Here is a 19,536-nt window from a genome sequence, read left to right on the forward strand (position 1 = left end):
TGATCAAACAAAAAACCCGACCACCTGGGCCGGGCTTTTCAATCTCTTATCCTCAAGGCTTAGTGAAGCTTGGCTTCCACATCCTTGATGGCGGCGTCGATCAGCTTGTTGCCGTCGGTCGCGGTCATCTGCTTGGCGATCACGTCCTGAGCAGCACCAATCGCCACGGAAACCGCGCTGTCGCGCACTTCCTTGACGGCAGAGGCTTCGGCCGATGCGATCTGATCTTCGGCGGCGGCCAGACGGCGCGCAATCGAAGCTTTCAGATCTTCCTTTGCCAGCTCAGCGGCATTGGCGGCTTCTTCCTTGGCATGGGCGACGATGCGCTCTGCCTGTTCAGCCACTTCCTTCTGCTTGCGCTCATAAGACGCGAGAACCTCGCGCGCTTCATCCGCAAGCTTCTGGGCCTCTTCGATCTCGGACTTGATGGTTTCGGCCCGCTCGTCGAGCTTGCCCCCCAGCAATTTGTGAACGCCCATGTAACCCAGGAAGGTTACAAAAAGGAGGAACGCCATCAAAACAACCAGGTTGGTGTTCGACAGGTCCAGCCCACCACCCGCGGCAAAGGCCGGTTGGGCAGCAATCAGGGCGATCGGGGAGAGAACGCGTTTCATCATGTCCTTACCCTTTCATCCGAGCGGTCACAGCCGCGGTCACGGTTTTGGCATCTGCCTTGTGACCCAACGCGCCAATGATTTCCTTGGCAGCATCTTTGGCCACAGCCTTGACGCTGTCCACGGCACCGGCGCGGATCTCGGCAATGGCAGCTTCGCTTTCAGCGGCCTTTGCAGCGATCTCGGCATCTGCCTTGGCAGCGGCGGCATCCACCTCAGCCTGAATTTCAGCACGCGCTTCGGCCACGATCTTGTTGGCCTCAATGCGGGCATCCGCCAGCGCCTGATTGTATGCAGCTTCGGCCTCGACGGCTTTCTGCTTCATCTCTTCGGCAGTGGACAGATAGTTGGTGATCCGGGTTTGACGCGACTGAAGAATGCCTTCGATACGGGGAAGGGCAATCTTCGAGAGCACGAAGTAGATCACGACCAGCGTCACCACGAGCCAGAAGATCTGGTTCCCGAAGGTCGAGAAATCCAGCTGCGGCATGCCTGCAGCTTCGGCAGCGCCGTGTGCAGCATCCGTGGTATGTGTGTTACTTGCCATGTCTTCTCTCCTGGAACCGAGTTACTTAGGGTGGGTCAGGTCATGACCCACCCCGGCGTAAGGATGGTTCAGGTCTTAGACGGCGAACATCAGGAGCAGAGCAACCAGGAACGAGAAGATGCCCAGTGCTTCTGCAAATGCGATACCGATGAAGAGGGTGGCGGTCTGTGCGGCAGCAGCCGACGGGTTGCGCAGAGCACCGGCCAGGAAGTTACCAGCAACGTGGCCCACACCGATAGCGGCGGCACCTGAACCGATAGCTGCCAGACCTGCACCGATGAATTGACCCATTTGAGCGATATTGCCTTCCATTTTCGTTTCTCCTTACGTTGGAATGCTTTGAATTAGGTGTGTTTGCGGGCTGCGCCCGTCGCCTTAGTGCGACGGATGCAGAGCGTCTTTCAGGTATACGCAGGTCAGGATGGTGAACACGTAGGCCTGGATAAAGGCCACGAGCACTTCCAGCGCGTAAACCGCTGCGATTGCGAAGATCGGGAAGAAGCCAAACAGGCCCAGTGCTGCGGCAAAGCCTGCAAACACTTTGATCACCGCGTGGCCGGCCATCACGTTACCAGCCAAACGAATGGAATGGCTGACCGGGCGCACGAAGTAAGAGATCAGTTCGATCACGGCCAGGATCGGGCGCAGCGCCAGCGGGGCCGACGAGACCCAGAACAGGCCCAGGAACCCGGCGCCGTTTTTCACGAAACCCAGAACGGTCACGAAGACGAACACGATCATTGCCAGCACCGCGGTCACGGCGATATGCGAGGTCGCGGTGAACGAATAGGGGATCAGACCCAGGAAGTTCGCCACAACGATGAACATGAAGAGCGTCATAATACCGGGGAAGAACTTGACGGCGTCTTTGCCAGCCACGTCTTCAACCATCTTGTACACAAAACCATAGGCCAGCTCGGCCACCGATTGAATGCGGCCCGGGATTTCCTTGCCGCCCGCGGTGCCAACCACCAAAAGAAGGATGATGACCAGCACGGTCAGCGCCATCCAGAAGGTCTGGTTGGTCACGGTAAAGGTGCCAATGTGGTCCCCGCCAAACAGCGGGGCCAGCTGGAACTGATCCATCGGGTGGATCGCCAGACCTGCATGCTCCGGCGCAAAGATCAGACCCGAGACCATCACAATCGCCAGCACGACGAAGAATGCGATTTTGGCGAGACCGCCAGACCCTTTGTTTGCGCTTTGATCAGCCACCTGTCTTACCCTTTTCTTCTTCGGAACCTGCTTTGGGGTTTGCCCCCTGACCGGCCTCCGGTGTCTTCTGCATCTGGGCCGCGGTGCCAAGCATCACTTTCACGCCGGCCGCAAACCCCAACAATATGAACAGCACCATCATGAAGGGTTTTGTGCCGAAAACAGCGTCCAACCCGTATCCGATGCCGAAACCGATCCCAAGACCGGCAATCAACTCGATGACCATCTGCCAGGCATATTGCGCCTGATTATAGCCCTTGTCGCCACTGTGTTCCTCTTCCTCCGGTCCTTTCGCCTTTTTCAGGCGCGCCTCAAGCGCTTTCAGACGCTCGGGATCAGGATCGTTGGACATGGTTCACCCTTGGATGAGCACAGTGGTAACAGTTGCGCCTTTGCTAAGCGGGGAAGGGCAGTGAGTCAACGCTGTTTAGCGCCAACATGAGACGCCTTAAGTGCTTGAAAAACAATAACTTTCAAATTCACTGGATTCGCACCCCATCTCAGAACGGCGTCAACCCCGTTATTTCCTTCACTTTCGCAAATTCAACCGATCGGTTGACGATCCGCGCCCTTGCCCATAGGCATAATCGCATGACCACCCTGCCCGACCCACATCTTGACTTCGTCTTCGCCGCCCTGGGGGATCCCACAAGGCGGTCGATCCTGACCATGCTTCTGGAAGATGACATGGCGGTCACGGATGTGGCAGCCCCGTTCGACATGTCGCTTGCGGCCATCTCGAAACACCTGACCATCCTGACCCGCGCAGGCCTGATCAGCCAGGAAAAGCGCGGCCGGGTCAAGTGGTGCAAACTGGAACCCGACGCGCTCAAGGGCGCCTCGGTCTGGATGCAGGGGTTCGGCCAGTTCGAACCGGTCAATCTCGACGATTTCGAACGCTTCCTTGCAAGCGAACTCTCTGAAAGCTGATACCGCTATTTTCTGGTCATAAATATCCCGGGGTGAGCCGCGCATGCGGCGAGGGGCAGCGCCCCTCTCTCGCGACGCAAAGCGGCGCAACACAAAACGCCCGAGCAACGCGAGGCCCGCCTAGCGCGCTGACGCGTGAGCGGAAGCGCCCCTGCCCTCTCGCAACAGCATCAATAGTGCAATGACTGTCAGGACAATCCCCAGCAGAATGGCAGGGCTCGGTCCACCATGCCCAAGTGCCAGTTCCCACAAAATCACCCAGCTTGGCGTCAGATAGCCATAGGCCATCACCTTGGCCGCGGGCAGACGGAGTGACGCAAATTGCAGGCAGTAAAAGGAGGTCGCGGTGGAAAACACAACGAGATAGGCCAAAACCACCCAGACCCGCAGCGGCACCATCGCCCAGTCGATCGCCAACAAGGCCCCAAAGGACAAGGCCAGAAGCAGCAGCCCTCCCCCCATCAGGACACCAAAGGTGAAAACCAAGCCATGCTCGCCCCGGTTCAGGCGCTGCAGAAGCGGGATGTATATGGCGTGCGCCACCACACCCAATACATAAACCGCCTCGCCATAGCCCAGATCAAAAGCAATAAGCGCGCCAATATCCCCACGAAACACAACCCAAAGCGCGCCCACGGCCCCCACGGCAAGGGCTGCGCCAATCCGCCCGGTCGTCACCTGCCGCATGATCAGCCAACCAAACGCGGCGGTCAAAATCGGCACCAGCGTAAACAGCGCCGCGGTATTGACCGGAGGGGCGGTTTTCAGGGCTTCAAACATCAAGACAAAATAGACGGCAAAGACGCCACCCGCGAGCAGATAGCGCCAGGGTGCCTGCAGATCCGTTCGGCGAATCCCCGGCCCCAGTTGCACCAGAACGCCAATCACCACAGCCGCCCCCAAAAACCGCAGCGTCATCAGTGGCAAGGGGGCCATATCACCTGCCACCAACCCGCCCAGCGCGTGGGACCCCGCCACCAAAGCGGAAAACGCCAGCATCACCAGATGGCCAGACATTTCACGCCGGCTCATGGCAGATGGATCCCCTCTTCCGAGGCCGCCCAATCCCGCGCCGCCTGCTTGAAGGCAGCCAACGCCGCCTGCACCTTTACCGAGCGGTGCAGATCTACATGGGTCACCAGCCAGGTCGAGGCATGCCATTCCGGCTGCCGCTCCATCACTTCCACCAATCCGTCCGCATTGCTGACAGCCATGAACCCCAGACCCGCCCCGGCGCGCACGGCCGCCTCCAGCGCGCGGTCATCGGTGGCGCGATAGGCCACGGCACCTGCGGGCACGTGTTTTTCCTGCCAGCGCATAAAGGGCGCGCGCGATCGGATGTCGGCAAAGCCCACAAAGCGATGATCCGCCAGCGTGTCCAGGGTTGGCCGCCCGAAGCGCTCCACATAACAAGGTGCCGCATAAAGCCCGATATCAAGGGTAAAAAACGGCTGCGCCACATTGTCGGGTTCCTGAGGTGCAGCGCCTGCGCGCAGGGCCACATGGGCCTCGCCATATTCCAGGCGGAACACGCGAGCATCGGTCAGGAACCGCACATTCACATTGGGATGGTCGCGTTGAAACTGTACCAGAACCGGGGTCACACGTTCCGCAAACGAGGGCAGCGCGGTTACGACCAATTCGCCGGTCACGCTTTCCCCCTGCCCTTTCAAGCGCCCCCCAAGTTGGGAAAACTGTTCATCCGTGGTTTGCGCCACCCGCGCCAGATCAGCCCCGGCTTCGGTGGGGGTATAGCCGCGCGCGTGCCGTTGGAAAAGCTTCACCCCCAACCGCTCTTCCAACGCATCAATGTGGCGGATCACGGTGGCGTGGTGCACCCCAAGAACATCCGCCGCCCCGCTGACGGTCCCTTCGCGCACCACGAAATAGGCGGTGCGCACCTCATCCCAATGTTCCATCTGGCACTCCCATAACTGGCCCTGATCTGCGGGTTGGTAATAATGTGCGCATTCGCACAATTAATGTGGTTTATCTCAGATTGAGTTCAAAAATGCAAAGCCTCATGTTGGGGGCAACACGAAGACACCCAGAAATATCCCTGAAAGGTTCCTCCCATGACCAAGATCCTGCGCATCGACAGTTCCGCCCGTACCGAAGGCTCTGTATCCCGCCAATTGGCTGACCGTTATATGGCCCGCCTGTCGGGCGACGTGACCACCCGTGACCTGGCGGGGGGCCTGCCGCATCTCGACGCCACCTGGACCGGCGCCACTTTCACCCCGCCCGAGGCGCGCAGTGACGACCAGAACGCCGCCCTTGCCCTGTCGGATAAGTTGCTGGCCGAGGTTCAGGACGCCGACACCATCGTCATCTCATCGCCCATTTACAACTTCACCATCCCCTCAACCCTCAAGGCCTGGCTTGATCATTTGGCCCGCGTGGGCGTCAGCTTCACCTATACCGAAGACGGCCCCAAAGGGCTTTTGGGGGACAAGCGGGTTGTGGTCCTGCTGGCATCAGGTGGCGTCCCCGTGGGGTCACCCTATGATTTCGCCTCGCCTTACCTGAAGCAGATGTTCGGCTTCATGGGCATCACGAATGTCGAAATCATCGGCGCTGCGGGGGACGCGGGCCTTGCTGATGCCGAAGCAGGGATTGACGCGCTCGCGGCTTGATCGCACGACATTTGCAATACACCCCGCTCTGGCTAGGATCATCCCGTCCCGGCCGGAGCGTTTTCATGAAAGTCACCCAAAACACCCCCGATCTTTTGGTGCTGGATCATGTGCCCTGGCTGATGGGGGTCGGCATGATCTTCATGATCGTGACCTTTCTGGGCATTGGCATTTTCCTGATCCTGGACGAGACTTGGCCCGGTCTGATTTTTGCCGCGTTTTCCTTAGTCCCACTGCTGTTTTTGGTAAAATTCACCGCCCGTGTTCAGGTGATCTTCGACCGACCCGGCGATCTCGTCACACTTCGGCGACGCGATTTCATGGGGTTCAGCGAAGACCACGTGCCCCTTTCCTCGATCGATCATGCGAAAATAGAACGCCAGGAAAGCCGCGATAGTGATGGCGACCGGAGTGTCACCTATCGTCCGGTTCTGACACTATATAACGGGGACATCCGCCCGCTGATCCGCATCTATTCCAACCTGCGTGGAATGGACCGGATGGTGGAAGAGGTGAATGGCTGGTTGCGGCGGTAATCCACGCGTCAGTCCGGTTTGGCGTGTACCACGATGGCCCGGAAATCATTGACATTGGTGCCTGTGGGGCCGGGGCTGAACAGATCGCCCAGCGCATCAAACGCCGAATAGGCATCATTGCGCGACAGCATTGCCATCGGGTCTTTGCCCATTGCCCGCAACCGGGTCACCGTTGCCCCATCCGCAAAGGCACCGGCATTGTCCTCGGACCCGTCGATGCCATCCGTGTCCGCAGCCAGCGCCGACACCCCTTCGACCCCATCCAAATCCAGCGCAAGTGAGAGAAGGAATTCTGTATTACGCCCCCCGCGCCCCTTCCCCTTCAGCGTGACCGTGGTTTCGCCTCCAGACAGGATTACGATCGGGCTTGGAAAAGGGCGGTCTTTCTGGGCCACTTCGCGGGCGATAGCGGCATGCATCCGGCCAATGTCACGCGCTTCCCCTTCGATGGCATCCGACAGGATCACCGCTGGCAGACCAAGTGTCCCGGCCCGTTCGGCTGCGGCCTCCAGCGACTTGGCGGCAGAGGCAATCACATGCACCTCATTATTGACAAATACGGCATGGGTCGGGTTCGGGGCGGCGTTGTCCTTTATATGAGCCAGAATGTGTTCCGGCAGGTCGATGCCATAGGCATCAATCGCGGCAAGCGCCTCCTTGCGACCTGTGTCATCCGGCACGGTTGGGCCAGACGCCACCTGCGCCGGATCATCCCCCGGCACGTCCGAGACGATCAGGCTGATCACTTTCGCCGGGTGACAGGCCGCGGCCAGTCGCCCACCTTTAATGCCGGACATATGTTTGCGGATCGCATTCATCGCGGAAATCGGCGCGCCGGATGCCAGAAGCGCCGTGTTCAAGGCTTGCTCATCCGCAAGCGTCATTCCGTCCGGGGGAGAAGGCAGCAAGGCCGACCCTCCTCCGCAAATCAGCGCAATGACCAGATCATCTTCGCTCAGCCCGTCCACCGCCCGAAACAAGGCGGCGCTGGCCGACAGTCCCGCCTCATCCGGCACAGGATGGGCGGCTTCCATCACGCGTATCTTGTCGGATTCAGCTCCGTACCCATATCGCGTGACCACCACGCCCTCGACCGGCCCATCCCACAGTTTTTCGAACGCCGCGGCCATCTGCGCGGCCCCTTTGCCCGCCCCGATCACCACCGTGCGCCCTTTCGGAGGGGCTGGCAGGTATCGGGCTAGGGCGCGCTCGGGATCCGCTGCCCGGATTGCAGCATTGAACAAAGAGGTGAGCAACGTGATGTCAGCGCTATCTGTCATGAGGGCAGAATAACCGGGGGGGATCATCTGGCAACGTTCTTTTGAAGATGACGTCAGGCAAGCAGATTTGTGCGAGGTCGATACATCGGTCATGCCTCGGTATAAACCGATCAGATCACATGGAATTTTGGGGAAAGTAAGTGGTGCGGTCGGTGGGCATTGAATTACTGTACCATGCTGTTTCATTCCCTATCAGAATTTCATAATTCCCAACAAAACAAGCTGTTTAGTTGTCTCACCCTGTTTCATCCCGCCCCATTCCATACTATATATAGGGGTGGATAGAAATGAGAGCACTCAATAAACTCACCGCAACGAAGGTCAAAGCGGCCACGCCGGGCAAATATTCGGACGGAGGCGGTTTGTGGTTTCACAAGCGCGCTGACGGCGGGGGGCAATGGTTCTTGCGTGTGACTGTTCATGGCAGGCGAAGAGAAATGGGGTTGGGTTCCATTCCTGGCGTCTCTCTCAAGGAAGCTCGCGAACAGGCCGAAAAATGGCGCTCGATCACACGACAAGGTAAAGATCCGATCAAAGAGCGTGAACGCGAGAGACGAGAAGCCGCCAAAGCCGACAACACCCTATCCCACATTTCCGAGGCCGCATATGAGGCCCGCAAGGCAGAGCTTAAGGGCGATGGCAAAGCAGGGCGGTGGTTTAGCCCTCTGGAACTGCACGTTCTCCCAAAGCTTGGTAAGGTGCCAATCGAAGACCTGGATCAGACCGACATTAAGAATACGCTTCAACCCATCTGGCACACTAAATCCGACACCGCAAAGAAAGCGATGGATAGGCTGGGCATCGTGATCCGCTACGCCGCCGCGATGGGCTTGGACGTTGACATTCAGGCGACCGAGAAAGCCAAGGCGCTTCTTGGTAAGAGCCGCCACATAGCAAAACACATTCCGGCCCTTCCGTGGAAAGAGGTGCCTGTGTTCTATCAGAGCCTCCATGACGATACAGTAACCCACCTGGCTTTGAGATTGCTGATCCTGACCGCATCCAGGTCCAAACCAGTGCGGTTTGCCCATGTCGATCAGTTTCAAGGTGAAAACTGGATCATCCCGGCCGAGAACATGAAATCGCAAAAGGGTAAGGAGCAAGAATTCTGGGTGCCCCTCTCGACCGAGGCGCAGGCAGTCGTGCGCGCTGCCCTTCCCCACGCCCGTGATGGGTTTCTATTTCCAAGTGCGCGCAAGGGTGTCATTTCTGATGCTACCATGGCGCGCTACATGGAGCGCAGGGGAATGGAAGCCCGCCCGCACGGTTTCCGTTCCAGCTTTAGAACATGGTGCTCGGAGGCAAGTGGTGCAGCGTCCATCCGGCGAATACGACGACGACGGCAAGCCGATATACGAGAACGTTCACAAGATCCGCTTTTGGGACAAGCTGTCGGCGCTCGAAAAGCTCGGCAAGCACCTCGGCATGTTCAACGGTTCCGGCGGGGAAGATGACGACGAAGCGCAACCAATGACCTTCAATATCAACGTGCGCCCTCCGGTTAAAGACGTCCGTATCACCAAGCCTTCTTCTTGATGTGGAGTAGTTGGCGTTTTGTGCAAACTATTCCAACCCCCAACGAACGTCCGAAACAATCCAAGGCCACACCATCGGCCGTGAGGTTGAACGCGCCTATGGCCGGTCGGATCTCCTCGAACGGCGCCGCGTCGCTATGGAAGCATGGGCACGCTATGTGACTGGCCCCAAGTCCAATGTGGTCGCCTTGGCTGCAGCCAATTTGTCAACATTATAAAAGTTCCGTATACTCGGATCTCGCGTATATCTGCCAAGCCCGCTGTGGAAACCGGATTTCAACCTTTCATGTCTACAAAAGGTTGTCGTGTTGTTTTTCAGCGAGCGCCACCTCAACTCTAAGTGGAGAAATTTCCCTTGACGGGAACCTTAAAATGCCGTTTTTGTCGTCTAACAATAAGAAACTTACCTGCCTCACGCATTTGACCGGCGTATTTTTTGGACGAGACTTGGAGGATTCAGCGACCATGCGACCCACTGCTAATTGTGAAGCTGTCTCGGATTCAACGGCTTATGTGAAGCAGGATACGACCTATGAGACTTCAGTGACTGAAGCTCGCAAGTCGCGCTCTTCACGCATTCTCGACAATCTTTCACTTCTCCATGCTGAACATGTGGTCAAGGAGCTCTTCCAGTTGGCTTTGGAGGAAAAAGCGGATGTCATGATTTCTTCTGGCACTCTTAACTCGAAGTGCTACAGCGGACAAGTCTACAACCTAGCAGAAAAACTCTTGCAACAGGGGGGGAAAATCACCGCAGTCGTTGATGACCCAACCCACCTCGATATCGAAGGAAACAGGTTCGCTATGCTCATCGCAAATCAAAGTGATGAGCATCTATTTGCGTTGAATACTGACCGTATCGATGATGAGATCTCTCATTTTTGCGTGGTCAAGGGGCACGCTTTTCGGTTCGAGACCGACCACAGCCTAGCGAAGGCCAAACTCTCATTTAATCAAGCTGACATAGCTGGCGACCTCAGTGAAGAGTTTGAATTTTATCGCGCAAATAGTACCCCTATTGGTATCTGACTATCCCAACCCATAGAGTTCCTTTATGTCCATTCAGTTTGGTGATGTAACTCAGCTCTGCTCGCTAGGGCTCGCAATTTCTGCGCTCGGATTAGGGGTGGATGCCCTCATGGTACCGCGCCTCGAGAGAGTTCGGGACGAGACGATTGCCCGCGCAAGCCATATCGTTGACGACAACGGCATGAGGGATAAAGTTGAAGCCGCGTTGGAGAATAAGCACTCAAAGTCGGCCACAAAAATTCGGGATAACTATGCGACCCTTGAAGGGATCCGAGACGACCTGAGAGCGAGACGTTTCTTCAAAGAACTCTCATCAAGGCTATTTTTAAAGGGCTCTATCGTCCGCGTCCTGCTACTATCAATGGCCGGTTTTGCAATTATTTTAACATTGGCGGTGTTTTCCGCCTGGGAAAGTGTTCCATTGGGCGCGTCCGAAGTAGATTCTGCAGAAATTCATCCCTCTACAATCATGACCTTCGCAGAAACCCATGGCATGACTTCGTGGCTCAGAATGATAGATTTTAAGCCTCAAACATTGGCGTTGTTTTCCATTCTGATTATTGCATATCAGACATTTTCTCTTATGCGGTATATGCAAAAATGGCGCAAACAACTCGGTGAAGTCATGGAGCATGACAACAAAGCAAAAGACCTCGCCAGCGACCTCGAAATTCACTCGCATTTGCTAACCCAAAGGTAAGATCTCAGAGCCACTCAGCGTCAATAGCGGCGAAAAGAAAGGTTACTCATGTATGTCACCGCAGTAATTCTCCAGAACAATGTCGAGATACAACGCATTAAATTGGAGGTCACAAAAGATGGTATCGAAACAGCTCCACTTCAAGCTGAAATGAACCGTATTCGTAAAGAGGGCGTGGAAGTATTCGATTCCATTTCCGCAACATTTATTTCAAGTCTCGAAGAATGATGGGATCGCCTTTCACAAGGTTCTTTATTTAGAACATATCCTATTGGACGCAAACAGTACCTCTCACGTCAAACGTGGAGGGCAATATTCGTTAACGCTCCGTTCATCAATTACTGTGATAAGGGGTTAGCCAAAAAGGCAATAACCAATAACTTCCGATCAATAAGCTAGAAAAGGGGCGTCTCATTCGCTCCTATTCGCTTCATAAGCCCCCTCTACGGGTTAGAATTGCCGATAGCTTCCGCCACGCTCAATAGCCCCAAACTAAAGAAAACTAGCGATAAGATGCCTGCCAACACGGCAGCAACATGGGCAAGGTGAGTAACCCTGAGTAACCACTTCGAAGCCTGGCGCTCCTCGATGTACAGGAACTCCCAAGTAAAAGTTACCTCGCTAGATACCGCTCCCTGCAAAAACATGACGCAATAAGCCAGCCCAGAGCACACGGCAGCCACCAGCACACCCCACCCAAACCACATCAACGCATCAACGATGTCCGGCATTTCAAGCTTCACCGCCCCCGAACCATCCGCGACGCTTGCGACAAAACCTAGCATGGCGACCGCAGCACCGCCATTAATCAGGAGAAAGGCTTTCGTGGCGCTTGAAGTCAATTCAATCGCAGACTGATTGGTAAAGCCGATGAAGTCGCGACGGATGGCGTGCGCCTCTTTTGCGTCCTCCAAATTTCGCTTGAACGCATCAATTTGATCCTGCCGCTCACGATCATTCAAAGCATTTCTCCTTACTTTTCAACACCATCCCAATATTCGGGCCTATCACGCTGGGTAGTGCCGACAAATTTTGTCACCAAGTCGCGCACTCAGTGGGCCTTAAGCGCACCAGCTTCAAGGCTGAAAATGGTTTCTGCCAGCGCCCGGACCTCTACCGGTTTCCTCTTCGACTTTTCATGCCACAGACGAATGATCGCGTCAGCCTGTGCAAGAGTATACGAGATTGCCGCGGGCCGCCCGGTAAGCTGAACAGTTTCAGTCTCGTGCGGACCACGCGGTTTGATCTTGCGAAACTCAGCGAAATGGCGCGAGGTGCTATTAGGGAACACGTCATGTCAAGCGTAACGGTAGGGTTAAAGCAGCGCACCCTTTGATACTGTCATCAGTTCTTCAGCGCCACACCCGGTCCTGTTGCGGCGTCACCGCTTTCAAGGAACTGGACGCCTGCCGCCTCCAATGCTTTTTTAACGGCGTCCTGATTTTCCGCGCTCAGGCTACGGGTTCGCCCACTTTCGAATGACCGAATTGTGTCCGGTGAAATCCCAGCAGCCACTGCAAGATTGTTGGCGCTCCACCCGACAAGCCCACGTGCAGCCTTGGAGATTTCTTTTGTAATCAACATATTCCACATAAGTTGTATCATATTACACATAATGTGTTGACACAACACCTCCTGCGCCTTACATATTTTATGTATCACCCTGAAGCAATCGAATTTGACCACATTCGGGATGCGCAGGGGCGACGACCCAAAGGAGAGTGCGTGACGCCTTTTTTTGGAATAACATCATACACCTGTGAATTGCTCTCACTGTGGCCCACAAATGCTCTCAGAAAGGAGATTGAGCAATGACACGCTTTCAATGGGCGACCGCCCGCGCGGCGAGGCGCTTGGGGATCAACCTCAACTGGCTATTTGCCCCGGTGATCACTTGGCAGCGCTCTGAGCCGTTTCTACTGAAAAACATGCACAAAACTGAGGAGATTGACTGATGAAACGTAGAGATTTGATCGTTGCCACCGTCGCCGCAGCGGCAGCCATGCCCATTCCTGGATCGGCATCAACAGCAAACACTTTGACGCCAGTTGCCATGCTATTCGAAGAATGGAGCAGAAACTGGGATTGTACAACCTCAACCCCCTTGACGGATGAAGAGGGCGACAAAGCACTTGAGGTCATCTCGAACCTCGAAAAGCAGATCCTGAAAGAGCCCTGCCAATGCCCTGAGGATTTCATCAGGAAAGTTGTCGCGCTCAGCGCCTACGGCGAGTGGATGCTGCCAGACAAACGAGAAAAGCCCAGCATTTGGGCCGAAGCCAAAGCTTTCATTTAGCACCTCAAGGAATGGAGAATAACAAATGACTGATCTAATTTACGGAGAAGGCTTTTCCGGGCACGACGCAGAACGTGATGCACTCCACATTGGCAATCTGGCAAAAGCCGGGGTGGCTGCATGTGACAGCGCTACGAATATTCGCAACTTGGAAGTTGTGCTTGAAGCGCTGTTTGAAGAAATTGCCATCAAAGCGTTTGATCTGGCCGTGCGGATCGACACAGAAACTCGGCCCGTCGAAAAGATCAAGCAGGACGCCGCTTGAACTGTTATAGCACAAACCGTCGCTGGTCTGACCGCTTCATGCCTGAGATTAAGCGCATCGTTGGGGGCCACCTGATGAGGGAGGCCCCTGACCTTCTGGATATGCGTGAAGCAACCGACCTGCTGTTGTTTGACGCCAGAGACACCCGGATTGCAGCCAGGGTCCGCCGACATGGTTTTGCCAGCCGCTATCCTCACCAATTCACCATCCGTGCAGAAACCGCATATGGCGGTGAAACCGAGTTGTCCAAGATTGTAAATGGCAAGGGTGATTGGATGTTCTATGGCCATGCTAGCGCTGATGGAACACGCCTTGAGGCATGGTGGCTTCTGGACCTGAATGCTTTTCGGGCGGGACTGATCAGACAGGCAACCAACGGGTGCCGCATCCTCAGTGGAGACAAACGCAATTCTGACGGCACCGCATTTAAGTGGTTTGATATTCGGTCATTTCCGAAAGAGCCAAAACTGGTATTAGCTGGGTCGCCTCCAGCCTGATCCACGAAAACAGCTGAGCCGTTGACATGCTTCACGAGGCCATTGTGCAGGACACAGCGCGTAATCAACCCCGAGCGAAGCCCTTAGACCACCTCTGTGCGAGTGGGACAATTGGGGAGGCTTGTAGAATCGTTGCACGGCAAAGTAGAGCGAGGTAGCTTCCCGCAAAAGATAGTGGAAGGGAATTCTATGAAGGTTCGATTGTTGATCAGCGCAGCGCTCCTGGGGCTCGCGGGGTGCGCATCTGCAATTATGGAAGACTATGTTGGAAAAGACATTTCTGATGTTGTGGTGAAGTATGGTCCACCGACAAATGTCTTTGACACACCTGATGGGCGCCGGGCCTTTCAATGGCGGAGAGACGCTGCCTATGCGGTCCCCGCCACAACTACCGTGAACGCGTACGGTTATGGGAACTATGCAAGCGCCACAGCTGTCACGACTGGTGGGTATGTCTCTTCGTACTCATGTCACTATACGCTTTATGCGAAAAACACAGGCAGCAATGCTTGGACGATCACTGGCTTTGAAAAGCCCAATGTTATGTGTGAATAAGTCACATCCCCCAAGAGCGGCTCTTGTGTCACACTTGGGTTTGCCATGTGGAAAGTCAACCAAGAGTTAGGAGGGGTTTTACCCATTGGAAAACCCATCGCAGACGTAAGAACGCTTTTAAAGCGCCGCCACAGAATTGAAGGCGGCGCAAGCCATCATCCTGACGAGATATAGTGAGATACGTCCAAGCGAGTTGGCGGATGCATTGGCTAGACCCAACCAATCCAGAATTCACAACTAGCTCTGCCAAAAAGCCGCGCAGCAAACATAATTGGGTGGGTGGCAGGGTGGATAAAACCGCAAGCCTTCGCCTTAAGTTCTTGTTTTTACTAATTTTAATGGGCTTGAGTGGTGCGGTCGGTGGGACTCGAACCCACACGAGTGTTACCTCACAGCGACCTCAACGCTGCGCGTCTACCAATTCCGCCACGACCGCAAGTCTAGCTTTGGTGAGGCGCTACATAGCGAAGGGGGTGGGGCTTGTGAAGCGCAAAATGCACGGGGATCACAATTTCTGTGACCTTTTTGACATTCGCCCCATTCGCTGCCAAATGAGACCTTATGAAAGCACCTGACACCCTGCCGCCCGTCATCTGGGAAACCGCCGAAACTTTGGTTGATTACGAGGCCGCCGTGGCCCGGATGGAGGCCCATGCCGATGCGATGGCGCGCGGCGAAGCGGGCGAAATGATCTGGCTTTTGGAACACCCGCCCCTTTACACCGCCGGCACATCTGCGGACCCCAAGGATCTGGTCGCGCCCGATCGCTTTCCGGTCTACCCGTCAAAACGCGGCGGGCAGTACACCTATCACGGGCCGGGGCAGCGCGTGGCCTATGTGATGCTGGATGTGGGGGCCCGGGGCCGCGATGTGCGCGCCTTCGTGGCCGCGCTTGAGGATTGGGTGATCAAGACGCTTGCGGAATTCAATGTGACCGGTGAAAAGCGCGACGGGCGCGTCGGGGTCTGGGTGGTGCGCGATGACAAACCGCTGACCGCTTTGGGCACCAAGCCCGAGGACAAGATCGCCGCCATCGGCGTGCGCCTGCGCAAATGGATCAGCTTTCACGGCATTTCGATCAATGTCGAACCGGATCTGGAGCATTTTTCCGGCATCGTGCCCTGCGGTATCACCGAACATGGCGTCACCAGCCTCGTGGATCTGGGCCTGCCAGTCACGATGGACGATGTGGACCTGGCCTTGCGGCGCAGTTTTGACGAGGTGTTTGGCTAAGACCCGAGGCCCCAACCCATCTGATGTTAACCATTCCTTGGCCGCCTGCCCCGGCATCGCAGGCTTGGAAAACAAAGGGCGACATGGCAGCATCCTCTCATCAGCCATCCCAATCAAAGGGACCGCCGGGGGGACCGCCAATGCCAATGCCTTTCAAAACTCTCTGTAAAACCCTTGCCACATTTGCGTCGCTTATTGTCTGGCATGTCGAAGCCGCCTTGGCGGACCCGGCCTCCGCCTTTGAAGGGCGGCGGCTCTATGTCTCCTATTGCCAGCTGTGTCATGGGGTGTCCGGTCAGGGGGATGGGCCGCTCGCGAAGTCGATGCAGATCACCCCGGCCGATCTGACCACCACGGTGCGGGCACGCAGCGATGCCATCCTGACCAAGATCATCACCGGAGAGGGCGAGCAGACCATCACCGGGCGCGACCGCCACAACCTGATCAGCGACGCGATGCCGGAATGGCGCGCGTTCTTTGATGACCGGGAAATCGGAGCCTTGATTGCCTGGCTACGTTTCATGAGCCGCGCCAAGCATGACCTGATGGGGGATCCGCAGCTGGGATACGAGCTGTTTCAGAACTATTGCACGGTCTGTCATGGCGAAGACGGGTATGGCGACGGTGTGATGGGCAAGTTGCTGGCGATGTCACCGATGGATCTGACCAACCCCATCGAGACCGATACGCTGGACAACGCCGAACTTGCGACGGCCATTTTGGACGGGCGCGGTCGGTACATGCCCGCCTGGCGCGGCATTCTGGGGCAGGAAGATGTAGAGGCCCTGGTCAGCTATATTCGCCTCTTGGCGTTCTGATCCCGTTTCCGAGGGAATCGCCCCCGCCCATTGGCATTCCGCAAGCCACGGCCTGACACAGCAAAGATTGCCACCGCGGACGCAAGGACCGTACAGATCTACGCCTGCGATCACAAATGCGGGATGGGCTGCGACAGGTGACCGCAGTATCGGCCCGAGCAACCAGACAGGTTTGCGCTCCATTTCCATGGGCGCTTCCCCCCATCTGCTTTAACTTTCCCCCTGTTTTCAAAGGCATCCCACGCCCCCATACTCCATCTGGGTCAACTGGCGGACCTGCAGGACGGATTTCCTTGCCATGTTAAGGGGTTCGGCGAAATCCCACCGTTACAATCCGTCACAGTTCACACCCTTTTATTTTACATGAATTTGCGGCAAGGTCCGCTCCGGAATGAAATGTCACGTGCAGTAGCGTGGTTCTGTCAAACACGAGGACAAACATGAAAAAAGCTCTTACTTCCGCCGCCCTTCTCTTCGCTCTGGCCGGTGGTGCCCAAGCCGAAGGTGATGCGGCCGCTGGCGAAAAAGACTTCAAAAAATGCAAGGCCTGCCACACCGTGGTCAGCCCGGAAGGCGACGTGATCTTCAAAGGCGGCAAAACCGGCCCGAACCTTTATGGCATTGTTGGCCGTCAAATCGCCTCGGTTGAAGGGTTCAAATACGGCGCGTCGATCGCAGCCCTGGGGGAAACCGGCGCGGTCTGGACCGAAGAATTGCTGGCCGCCTACATCATGGACCCCAAAGGCTTCCTGAAAGAGCAGTTGGGGGATGGCAAAGCCAAGTCGAAAATGACCTTCAAGTGGAAAAAACCGGAAAACATCATCGCCTATCTGGCAAGCGTGGCCCCTGCGATGGAAGCCCCGGCTGAAGACGCCGCCGCTGAGGAAGCACCTGCTGAAGGCGAATCGACTGCCACCAACTAAGGCACCGGCGGAAATCGCGGCCTGACGGCCTTTTCTGCACCGCAACATCGCGCCTCGGCGGGTCAATCCCCTGCCGGGGCGCATTTTTTTGGCCCTTCATCTGCATCGCAGCGTTGCACCAGCCCCCCTTCCCATATTAAACACGTTAAAAAACCGGGCGAAGTGACTCTTCGGCCCATAATTTAATCCCATAGGGAGGTATCTATGGCGGACGCAGCCGTTTCGAGCCATGACCACCACGACGATCGCGGGTTTTTCACGCGGTGGTTCATGTCCACCAACCACAAGGATATCGGCATCCTTTACCTGTTTCTGGCAGGTCTGACCGGTCTGATTTCGGTCAGCTTCACCGTTTACATGCGGATGGAGCTGATGGAGCCGGGCGTGCAATACATGTGCCTGGAAGGCGCACGGTTCTTTGCGGACGCCTCCGCCGAATGTACCCCGAACGGGCACCTTTGGAACGTGATGATCACCTATCACGGTGTGTTGATGATGTTCTTTGTTGTGATCCCCGCCCTCTTCGGTGGGTTTGGCAACTATTTCATGCCGTTGCAGATCGGCGCGCCGGATATGGCGTTCCCACGGATGAACAACCTGTCCTTCTGGCTGTATGCCACCGGTGTGGCGCTTGGCGTGGCCTCGCTGCTGGCGCCGGGGGGCAATGACCAGCTGGGGTCGGGCGTGGGCTGGGTTCTGTACCCGCCGCTGTCGACCACCGAAGGTGGCTACTCGATGGACCTCGCGATCTTCGCGGTGCACGTTTCCGGTGCTTCGTCGATCCTTGGGGCGATCAACATCATCACCACCTTCCTCAATATGCGCGCACCGGGCATGACCCTTTTCAAAGTGCCGCTGTTTGCCTGGTCGGTATTTGTCACCGCCTGGCTGATCCTTCTGTCGCTGCCGGTTCTGGCAGGCGCGATCACCATGCTGCTCGTGGACCGCAACTTTGGCGGCACCTTCTTTGACCCGTCGGGCGGCGGTGACCCGATCCTTTACCAGCACATCCTTTGGTTCTTCGGCCACCCGGAAGTGTATATCGTGATCCTGCCCGGCTTTGGCCTGATCAGCCATGTGTTCGGCACCTTTGCCCGCAAACCGATCTTTGGCTATCTGCCGATGGTCTGGGCGCTGATCGCGATTGGTGTGATTGGCTTTGTCGTCTGGGCGCACCACATGTACACGGTTGGCATGTCGCTGCAGCAGCAGTCCTACTTCATGCTGGCCACCATGGTGATCGCGGTGCCCACGGGCGTTAAGATCTTCTCGTGGATTGCGACCATGTGGGGCGGCTCGATTGAATTCAAGACGCCGATGCTCTTTGCCTTCGGCTTCCTGTTCCTCTTCACCATCGGCGGTGTGACCGGCGTTGTGCTGTCGCAGGCGGGCGTGGACCGGATCTATCACGACACTTACTACGTGGTGGCCCACTTCCACTACACCATGTCCATGGGCGCGGCCTTCTGTATCTTTGCCGGTATCTATTACTGGATGGCGAAGATGTCGGGCCGTCAGTACCCGGAGTGGGCAGGCAAGGTGCACTTCTGGCTGTTCTTCATCGGCGTGAACGTGACCTTCTTCCCGCAGCACTTCCTGGGCCGTCAGGGCATGCCGCGTCGTTACATCGACTATCCGGAAGCCTTTGCCTATTGGAACAAGATCAGCTCGATCGGGGCGATGATTTCCTTCGCGTCATTCCTGTTCTTCATCGGCATCGTGGCCTACACGCTGCTGGCCGGCCGTCGCGAGACGCGCCCGAACTACTGGAACGAATATGCGGATACGCTGGAGTTCACCCTGCCGACCCCGCCGCCGGAGCACACCTTTGAAATCCTGCCGAAGCAGGAAGAGTGGGATAAGGGCCACTCGCACTAAGGTGACGAAACAAGGCGAGGCCCGGACAATGCTCCGGGCCTTTTCTTTT

26 protein-coding genes and 1 tRNA gene are annotated in these 19,536 nt (G+C 56.4%); 15 read left to right on the plus strand and 12 right to left on the minus strand.

Annotation, left to right across the window (positions count from 1 at the left end):
- Positions 1 to 59 precede the first annotated feature (59 nt).
- The 5 genes from ACP15V_RS13795 to ACP15V_RS13815 all read right to left on the minus strand — a co-directional run bounded on the left by ACP15V_RS13795 (position 60) and on the right by ACP15V_RS13815 (position 2,728).
- Positions 60 to 617: a F0F1 ATP synthase subunit B gene (locus ACP15V_RS13795; RefSeq protein WP_424944287.1), complete on the minus strand. Its 558-nt coding sequence runs from the start codon at positions 615 to 617 to the stop codon at positions 60 to 62.
- 4 nt (positions 618 to 621) lie between these two features.
- A complete protein-coding gene (locus tag ACP15V_RS13800; RefSeq protein ID WP_424944288.1) occupies positions 622 to 1,161 on the minus strand; it encodes a F0F1 ATP synthase subunit B' in 540 nt (179 codons plus the stop codon).
- A gap of 75 nt (positions 1,162 to 1,236) precedes the next feature.
- Positions 1,237 to 1,473, minus strand: coding sequence for a F0F1 ATP synthase subunit C (locus ACP15V_RS13805; RefSeq protein ID WP_055188564.1), 237 nt, complete (start codon positions 1,471 to 1,473; stop codon positions 1,237 to 1,239).
- Between the two features lie 63 nt (positions 1,474 to 1,536).
- Positions 1,537 to 2,301: a F0F1 ATP synthase subunit A gene (locus ACP15V_RS13810; protein WP_424944400.1), complete on the minus strand. Its 765-nt coding sequence runs from the start codon at positions 2,299 to 2,301 to the stop codon at positions 1,537 to 1,539.
- Between the two features lie 67 nt (positions 2,302 to 2,368).
- The gene (locus ACP15V_RS13815; protein ID WP_424944289.1) at positions 2,369 to 2,728 is read right to left on the minus strand and encodes an AtpZ/AtpI family protein; all 360 of its coding nucleotides are present in this window, start codon (positions 2,726 to 2,728) and stop codon (positions 2,369 to 2,371) included.
- Positions 2,729 to 2,967: 239 nt separating this feature from the next.
- On the opposite strand from ACP15V_RS13815, the gene ACP15V_RS13820 reads away from it, so the two are divergent.
- Entirely contained in the window at positions 2,968 to 3,306 is a 339-nt protein-coding gene (locus ACP15V_RS13820; RefSeq protein WP_424944290.1) for an ArsR/SmtB family transcription factor, read from the plus strand.
- 120 nt (positions 3,307 to 3,426) lie between these two features.
- On the opposite strand, the gene ACP15V_RS13825 is transcribed toward ACP15V_RS13820, so the two are convergent.
- Positions 3,427 to 4,338: a DMT family transporter gene (locus ACP15V_RS13825; RefSeq protein WP_424944291.1), complete on the minus strand. Its 912-nt coding sequence runs from the start codon at positions 4,336 to 4,338 to the stop codon at positions 3,427 to 3,429.
- Positions 4,335 to 5,225, minus strand: coding sequence for a LysR family transcriptional regulator (locus ACP15V_RS13830; protein ID WP_424944292.1), 891 nt, complete (start codon positions 5,223 to 5,225; stop codon positions 4,335 to 4,337). The genes ACP15V_RS13825 and ACP15V_RS13830 overlap by 4 nt, the downstream gene beginning before the upstream one ends.
- Before the next feature lie 156 nt (positions 5,226 to 5,381).
- Between ACP15V_RS13830 and ACP15V_RS13835 the strand changes: the two genes are divergently transcribed.
- Positions 5,382 to 5,942, plus strand: a complete 561-nt coding sequence (locus ACP15V_RS13835; RefSeq protein WP_424944293.1) for an FMN-dependent NADH-azoreductase — start codon at positions 5,382 to 5,384, stop codon at positions 5,940 to 5,942.
- A gap of 65 nt (positions 5,943 to 6,007) precedes the next feature.
- Complete coding sequence (locus tag ACP15V_RS13840; protein ID WP_424944294.1) at positions 6,008 to 6,478, plus strand: hypothetical protein; 471 nt, start codon at positions 6,008 to 6,010, stop codon at positions 6,476 to 6,478.
- An 8-nt stretch (positions 6,479 to 6,486) separates the two neighbouring features.
- Here the strand turns inward: ACP15V_RS13840 and ACP15V_RS13845 are convergent, their stop codons facing one another.
- The gene (locus tag ACP15V_RS13845) at positions 6,487 to 7,758 is read right to left on the minus strand and encodes a glycerate kinase type-2 family protein (protein WP_424944295.1); all 1,272 of its coding nucleotides are present in this window, start codon (positions 7,756 to 7,758) and stop codon (positions 6,487 to 6,489) included.
- A 287-nt stretch (positions 7,759 to 8,045) separates the two neighbouring features.
- Here ACP15V_RS13845 and ACP15V_RS13850 point away from each other — a divergent pair, with 287 nt between their 5' ends.
- The 4 genes from ACP15V_RS13850 (at position 8,046) to ACP15V_RS13865 (ending at position 11,250) form a co-directional block, all read left to right on the plus strand.
- Entirely contained in the window at positions 8,046 to 9,212 is a 1,167-nt protein-coding gene (locus ACP15V_RS13850) for a tyrosine-type recombinase/integrase (protein WP_424944296.1), read from the plus strand.
- Between the two features lie 546 nt (positions 9,213 to 9,758).
- Positions 9,759 to 10,322: a hypothetical protein gene (locus ACP15V_RS13855; RefSeq protein WP_424944297.1), complete on the plus strand. Its 564-nt coding sequence runs from the start codon at positions 9,759 to 9,761 to the stop codon at positions 10,320 to 10,322.
- Between the two features lie 25 nt (positions 10,323 to 10,347).
- Entirely contained in the window at positions 10,348 to 11,022 is a 675-nt protein-coding gene (locus ACP15V_RS13860) for a hypothetical protein (protein WP_424944298.1), read from the plus strand.
- 48 nt (positions 11,023 to 11,070) lie between these two features.
- Positions 11,071 to 11,250 carry a hypothetical protein gene (locus ACP15V_RS13865; RefSeq protein ID WP_424944299.1) on the plus strand — a complete coding sequence of 60 codons (180 nt, stop codon included), beginning with the start codon at positions 11,071 to 11,073 and terminating at the stop codon, positions 11,248 to 11,250.
- A 215-nt stretch (positions 11,251 to 11,465) separates the two neighbouring features.
- Here the strand turns inward: ACP15V_RS13865 and ACP15V_RS13870 are convergent, their stop codons facing one another.
- The 3 genes from ACP15V_RS13870 to ACP15V_RS13880 all read right to left on the minus strand — a co-directional run bounded on the left by ACP15V_RS13870 (position 11,466) and on the right by ACP15V_RS13880 (position 12,606).
- The gene (locus ACP15V_RS13870) at positions 11,466 to 11,984 is read right to left on the minus strand and encodes a hypothetical protein (protein ID WP_424944300.1); all 519 of its coding nucleotides are present in this window, start codon (positions 11,982 to 11,984) and stop codon (positions 11,466 to 11,468) included.
- Between the two features lie 89 nt (positions 11,985 to 12,073).
- Positions 12,074 to 12,313: a hypothetical protein gene (locus ACP15V_RS13875; protein ID WP_424944301.1), complete on the minus strand. Its 240-nt coding sequence runs from the start codon at positions 12,311 to 12,313 to the stop codon at positions 12,074 to 12,076.
- A 53-nt stretch (positions 12,314 to 12,366) separates the two neighbouring features.
- The gene (locus tag ACP15V_RS13880; RefSeq protein WP_424944302.1) at positions 12,367 to 12,606 is read right to left on the minus strand and encodes a helix-turn-helix domain-containing protein; all 240 of its coding nucleotides are present in this window, start codon (positions 12,604 to 12,606) and stop codon (positions 12,367 to 12,369) included.
- A 227-nt stretch (positions 12,607 to 12,833) separates the two neighbouring features.
- On the opposite strand from ACP15V_RS13880, the gene ACP15V_RS13885 reads away from it, so the two are divergent.
- The 4 genes from ACP15V_RS13885 to ACP15V_RS13900 are packed head-to-tail and all read left to right on the plus strand — an operon-like array spanning position 12,834 to position 14,080.
- A complete protein-coding gene (locus tag ACP15V_RS13885; protein ID WP_424944303.1) occupies positions 12,834 to 12,977 on the plus strand; it encodes a hypothetical protein in 144 nt (47 codons plus the stop codon).
- Positions 12,977 to 13,318 carry a hypothetical protein gene (locus tag ACP15V_RS13890; protein ID WP_424944304.1) on the plus strand — a complete coding sequence of 114 codons (342 nt, stop codon included), beginning with the start codon at positions 12,977 to 12,979 and terminating at the stop codon, positions 13,316 to 13,318. Before ACP15V_RS13885 ends, ACP15V_RS13890 begins: the two co-directional genes overlap by 1 nt.
- Before the next feature lie 25 nt (positions 13,319 to 13,343).
- Positions 13,344 to 13,583, plus strand: coding sequence for a hypothetical protein (locus tag ACP15V_RS13895; RefSeq protein ID WP_424944305.1), 240 nt, complete (start codon positions 13,344 to 13,346; stop codon positions 13,581 to 13,583).
- Positions 13,584 to 13,621: 38 nt separating this feature from the next.
- Entirely contained in the window at positions 13,622 to 14,080 is a 459-nt protein-coding gene (locus tag ACP15V_RS13900) for a hypothetical protein (protein ID WP_424944306.1), read from the plus strand.
- A gap of 904 nt (positions 14,081 to 14,984) precedes the next feature.
- On the opposite strand, the gene ACP15V_RS13905 is transcribed toward ACP15V_RS13900, so the two are convergent.
- Positions 14,985 to 15,071 (minus strand) — tRNA-Leu (locus tag ACP15V_RS13905).
- 125 nt (positions 15,072 to 15,196) lie between these two features.
- Here ACP15V_RS13905 and lipB point away from each other — a divergent pair.
- The 4 genes from lipB to ACP15V_RS13925 all read left to right on the plus strand — a co-directional run bounded on the left by lipB (position 15,197) and on the right by ACP15V_RS13925 (position 19,487).
- The gene (gene lipB, locus ACP15V_RS13910; protein ID WP_424944307.1) at positions 15,197 to 15,868 is read left to right on the plus strand and encodes a lipoyl(octanoyl) transferase LipB; all 672 of its coding nucleotides are present in this window, start codon (positions 15,197 to 15,199) and stop codon (positions 15,866 to 15,868) included.
- Between the two features lie 146 nt (positions 15,869 to 16,014).
- Positions 16,015 to 16,686 carry a c-type cytochrome gene (locus ACP15V_RS13915; RefSeq protein WP_424944308.1) on the plus strand — a complete coding sequence of 224 codons (672 nt, stop codon included), beginning with the start codon at positions 16,015 to 16,017 and terminating at the stop codon, positions 16,684 to 16,686.
- Between the two features lie 440 nt (positions 16,687 to 17,126).
- Positions 17,127 to 17,609 (plus strand): c-type cytochrome, encoded by a 483-nt coding sequence (locus tag ACP15V_RS13920; RefSeq protein ID WP_424944309.1) that lies wholly within the window; start codon positions 17,127 to 17,129, stop codon positions 17,607 to 17,609.
- A gap of 204 nt (positions 17,610 to 17,813) precedes the next feature.
- Entirely contained in the window at positions 17,814 to 19,487 is a 1,674-nt protein-coding gene (locus ACP15V_RS13925) for a cytochrome c oxidase subunit I (RefSeq protein ID WP_424944310.1), read from the plus strand.
- Positions 19,488 to 19,536: the final 49 nt, after the last annotated feature.

Source organism: Aliiroseovarius crassostreae (assembly GCF_049803815.1).
Classification (GTDB): domain Bacteria; phylum Pseudomonadota; class Alphaproteobacteria; order Rhodobacterales; family Rhodobacteraceae; genus Aliiroseovarius; species Aliiroseovarius crassostreae_A.

Bases quoted from the DNA above. Each gene is read 5' to 3' on its own strand.
- ACP15V_RS13820 (WP_424944290.1), top strand. From the start codon at position 2,968: ATGACCACCCTGCCCGACCCACATCTTGACTTCGTCTTCGCCGCCCTG.
- ACP15V_RS13880 (WP_424944302.1), bottom strand. From the start codon at position 12,606: ATGTTGATTACAAAAGAAATCTCCAAGGCTGCACGTGGGCTTGTCGGG.
- ACP15V_RS13815 (WP_424944289.1), bottom strand. From the start codon at position 2,728: ATGTCCAACGATCCTGATCCCGAGCGTCTGAAAGCGCTTGAGGCGCGC.
- ACP15V_RS13795 (WP_424944287.1), bottom strand. From the start codon at position 617: ATGATGAAACGCGTTCTCTCCCCGATCGCCCTGATTGCTGCCCAACCG.
- ACP15V_RS13895 (WP_424944305.1), top strand. From the start codon at position 13,344: ATGACTGATCTAATTTACGGAGAAGGCTTTTCCGGGCACGACGCAGAA.
- ACP15V_RS13890 (WP_424944304.1), top strand. From the start codon at position 12,977: ATGAAACGTAGAGATTTGATCGTTGCCACCGTCGCCGCAGCGGCAGCC.
- ACP15V_RS13825 (WP_424944291.1), bottom strand. From the start codon at position 4,338: ATGAGCCGGCGTGAAATGTCTGGCCATCTGGTGATGCTGGCGTTTTCC.
- ACP15V_RS13865 (WP_424944299.1), top strand. From the start codon at position 11,071: ATGTATGTCACCGCAGTAATTCTCCAGAACAATGTCGAGATACAACGC.
- ACP15V_RS13800 (WP_424944288.1), bottom strand. From the start codon at position 1,161: ATGGCAAGTAACACACATACCACGGATGCTGCACACGGCGCTGCCGAA.
- ACP15V_RS13840 (WP_424944294.1), top strand. From the start codon at position 6,008: ATGAAAGTCACCCAAAACACCCCCGATCTTTTGGTGCTGGATCATGTG.
- ACP15V_RS13915 (WP_424944308.1), top strand. From the start codon at position 16,015: ATGCCTTTCAAAACTCTCTGTAAAACCCTTGCCACATTTGCGTCGCTT.
- ACP15V_RS13850 (WP_424944296.1), top strand. From the start codon at position 8,046: ATGAGAGCACTCAATAAACTCACCGCAACGAAGGTCAAAGCGGCCACG.
- ACP15V_RS13835 (WP_424944293.1), top strand. From the start codon at position 5,382: ATGACCAAGATCCTGCGCATCGACAGTTCCGCCCGTACCGAAGGCTCT.
- ACP15V_RS13855 (WP_424944297.1), top strand. From the start codon at position 9,759: ATGCGACCCACTGCTAATTGTGAAGCTGTCTCGGATTCAACGGCTTAT.
- ACP15V_RS13810 (WP_424944400.1), bottom strand. From the start codon at position 2,301: ATGGTCTCGGGTCTGATCTTTGCGCCGGAGCATGCAGGTCTGGCGATC.
- ACP15V_RS13830 (WP_424944292.1), bottom strand. From the start codon at position 5,225: ATGGAACATTGGGATGAGGTGCGCACCGCCTATTTCGTGGTGCGCGAA.
- ACP15V_RS13925 (WP_424944310.1), top strand. From the start codon at position 17,814: ATGGCGGACGCAGCCGTTTCGAGCCATGACCACCACGACGATCGCGGG.
- ACP15V_RS13845 (WP_424944295.1), bottom strand. From the start codon at position 7,758: ATGACAGATAGCGCTGACATCACGTTGCTCACCTCTTTGTTCAATGCT.
- ACP15V_RS13900 (WP_424944306.1), top strand. From the start codon at position 13,622: ATGCCTGAGATTAAGCGCATCGTTGGGGGCCACCTGATGAGGGAGGCC.
- lipB (WP_424944307.1), top strand. From the start codon at position 15,197: ATGAAAGCACCTGACACCCTGCCGCCCGTCATCTGGGAAACCGCCGAA.
- ACP15V_RS13805 (WP_055188564.1), bottom strand. From the start codon at position 1,473: ATGGAAGGCAATATCGCTCAAATGGGTCAATTCATCGGTGCAGGTCTG.
- ACP15V_RS13885 (WP_424944303.1), top strand. From the start codon at position 12,834: ATGACACGCTTTCAATGGGCGACCGCCCGCGCGGCGAGGCGCTTGGGG.
- ACP15V_RS13860 (WP_424944298.1), top strand. From the start codon at position 10,348: ATGTCCATTCAGTTTGGTGATGTAACTCAGCTCTGCTCGCTAGGGCTC.
- ACP15V_RS13920 (WP_424944309.1), top strand. From the start codon at position 17,127: ATGAAAAAAGCTCTTACTTCCGCCGCCCTTCTCTTCGCTCTGGCCGGT.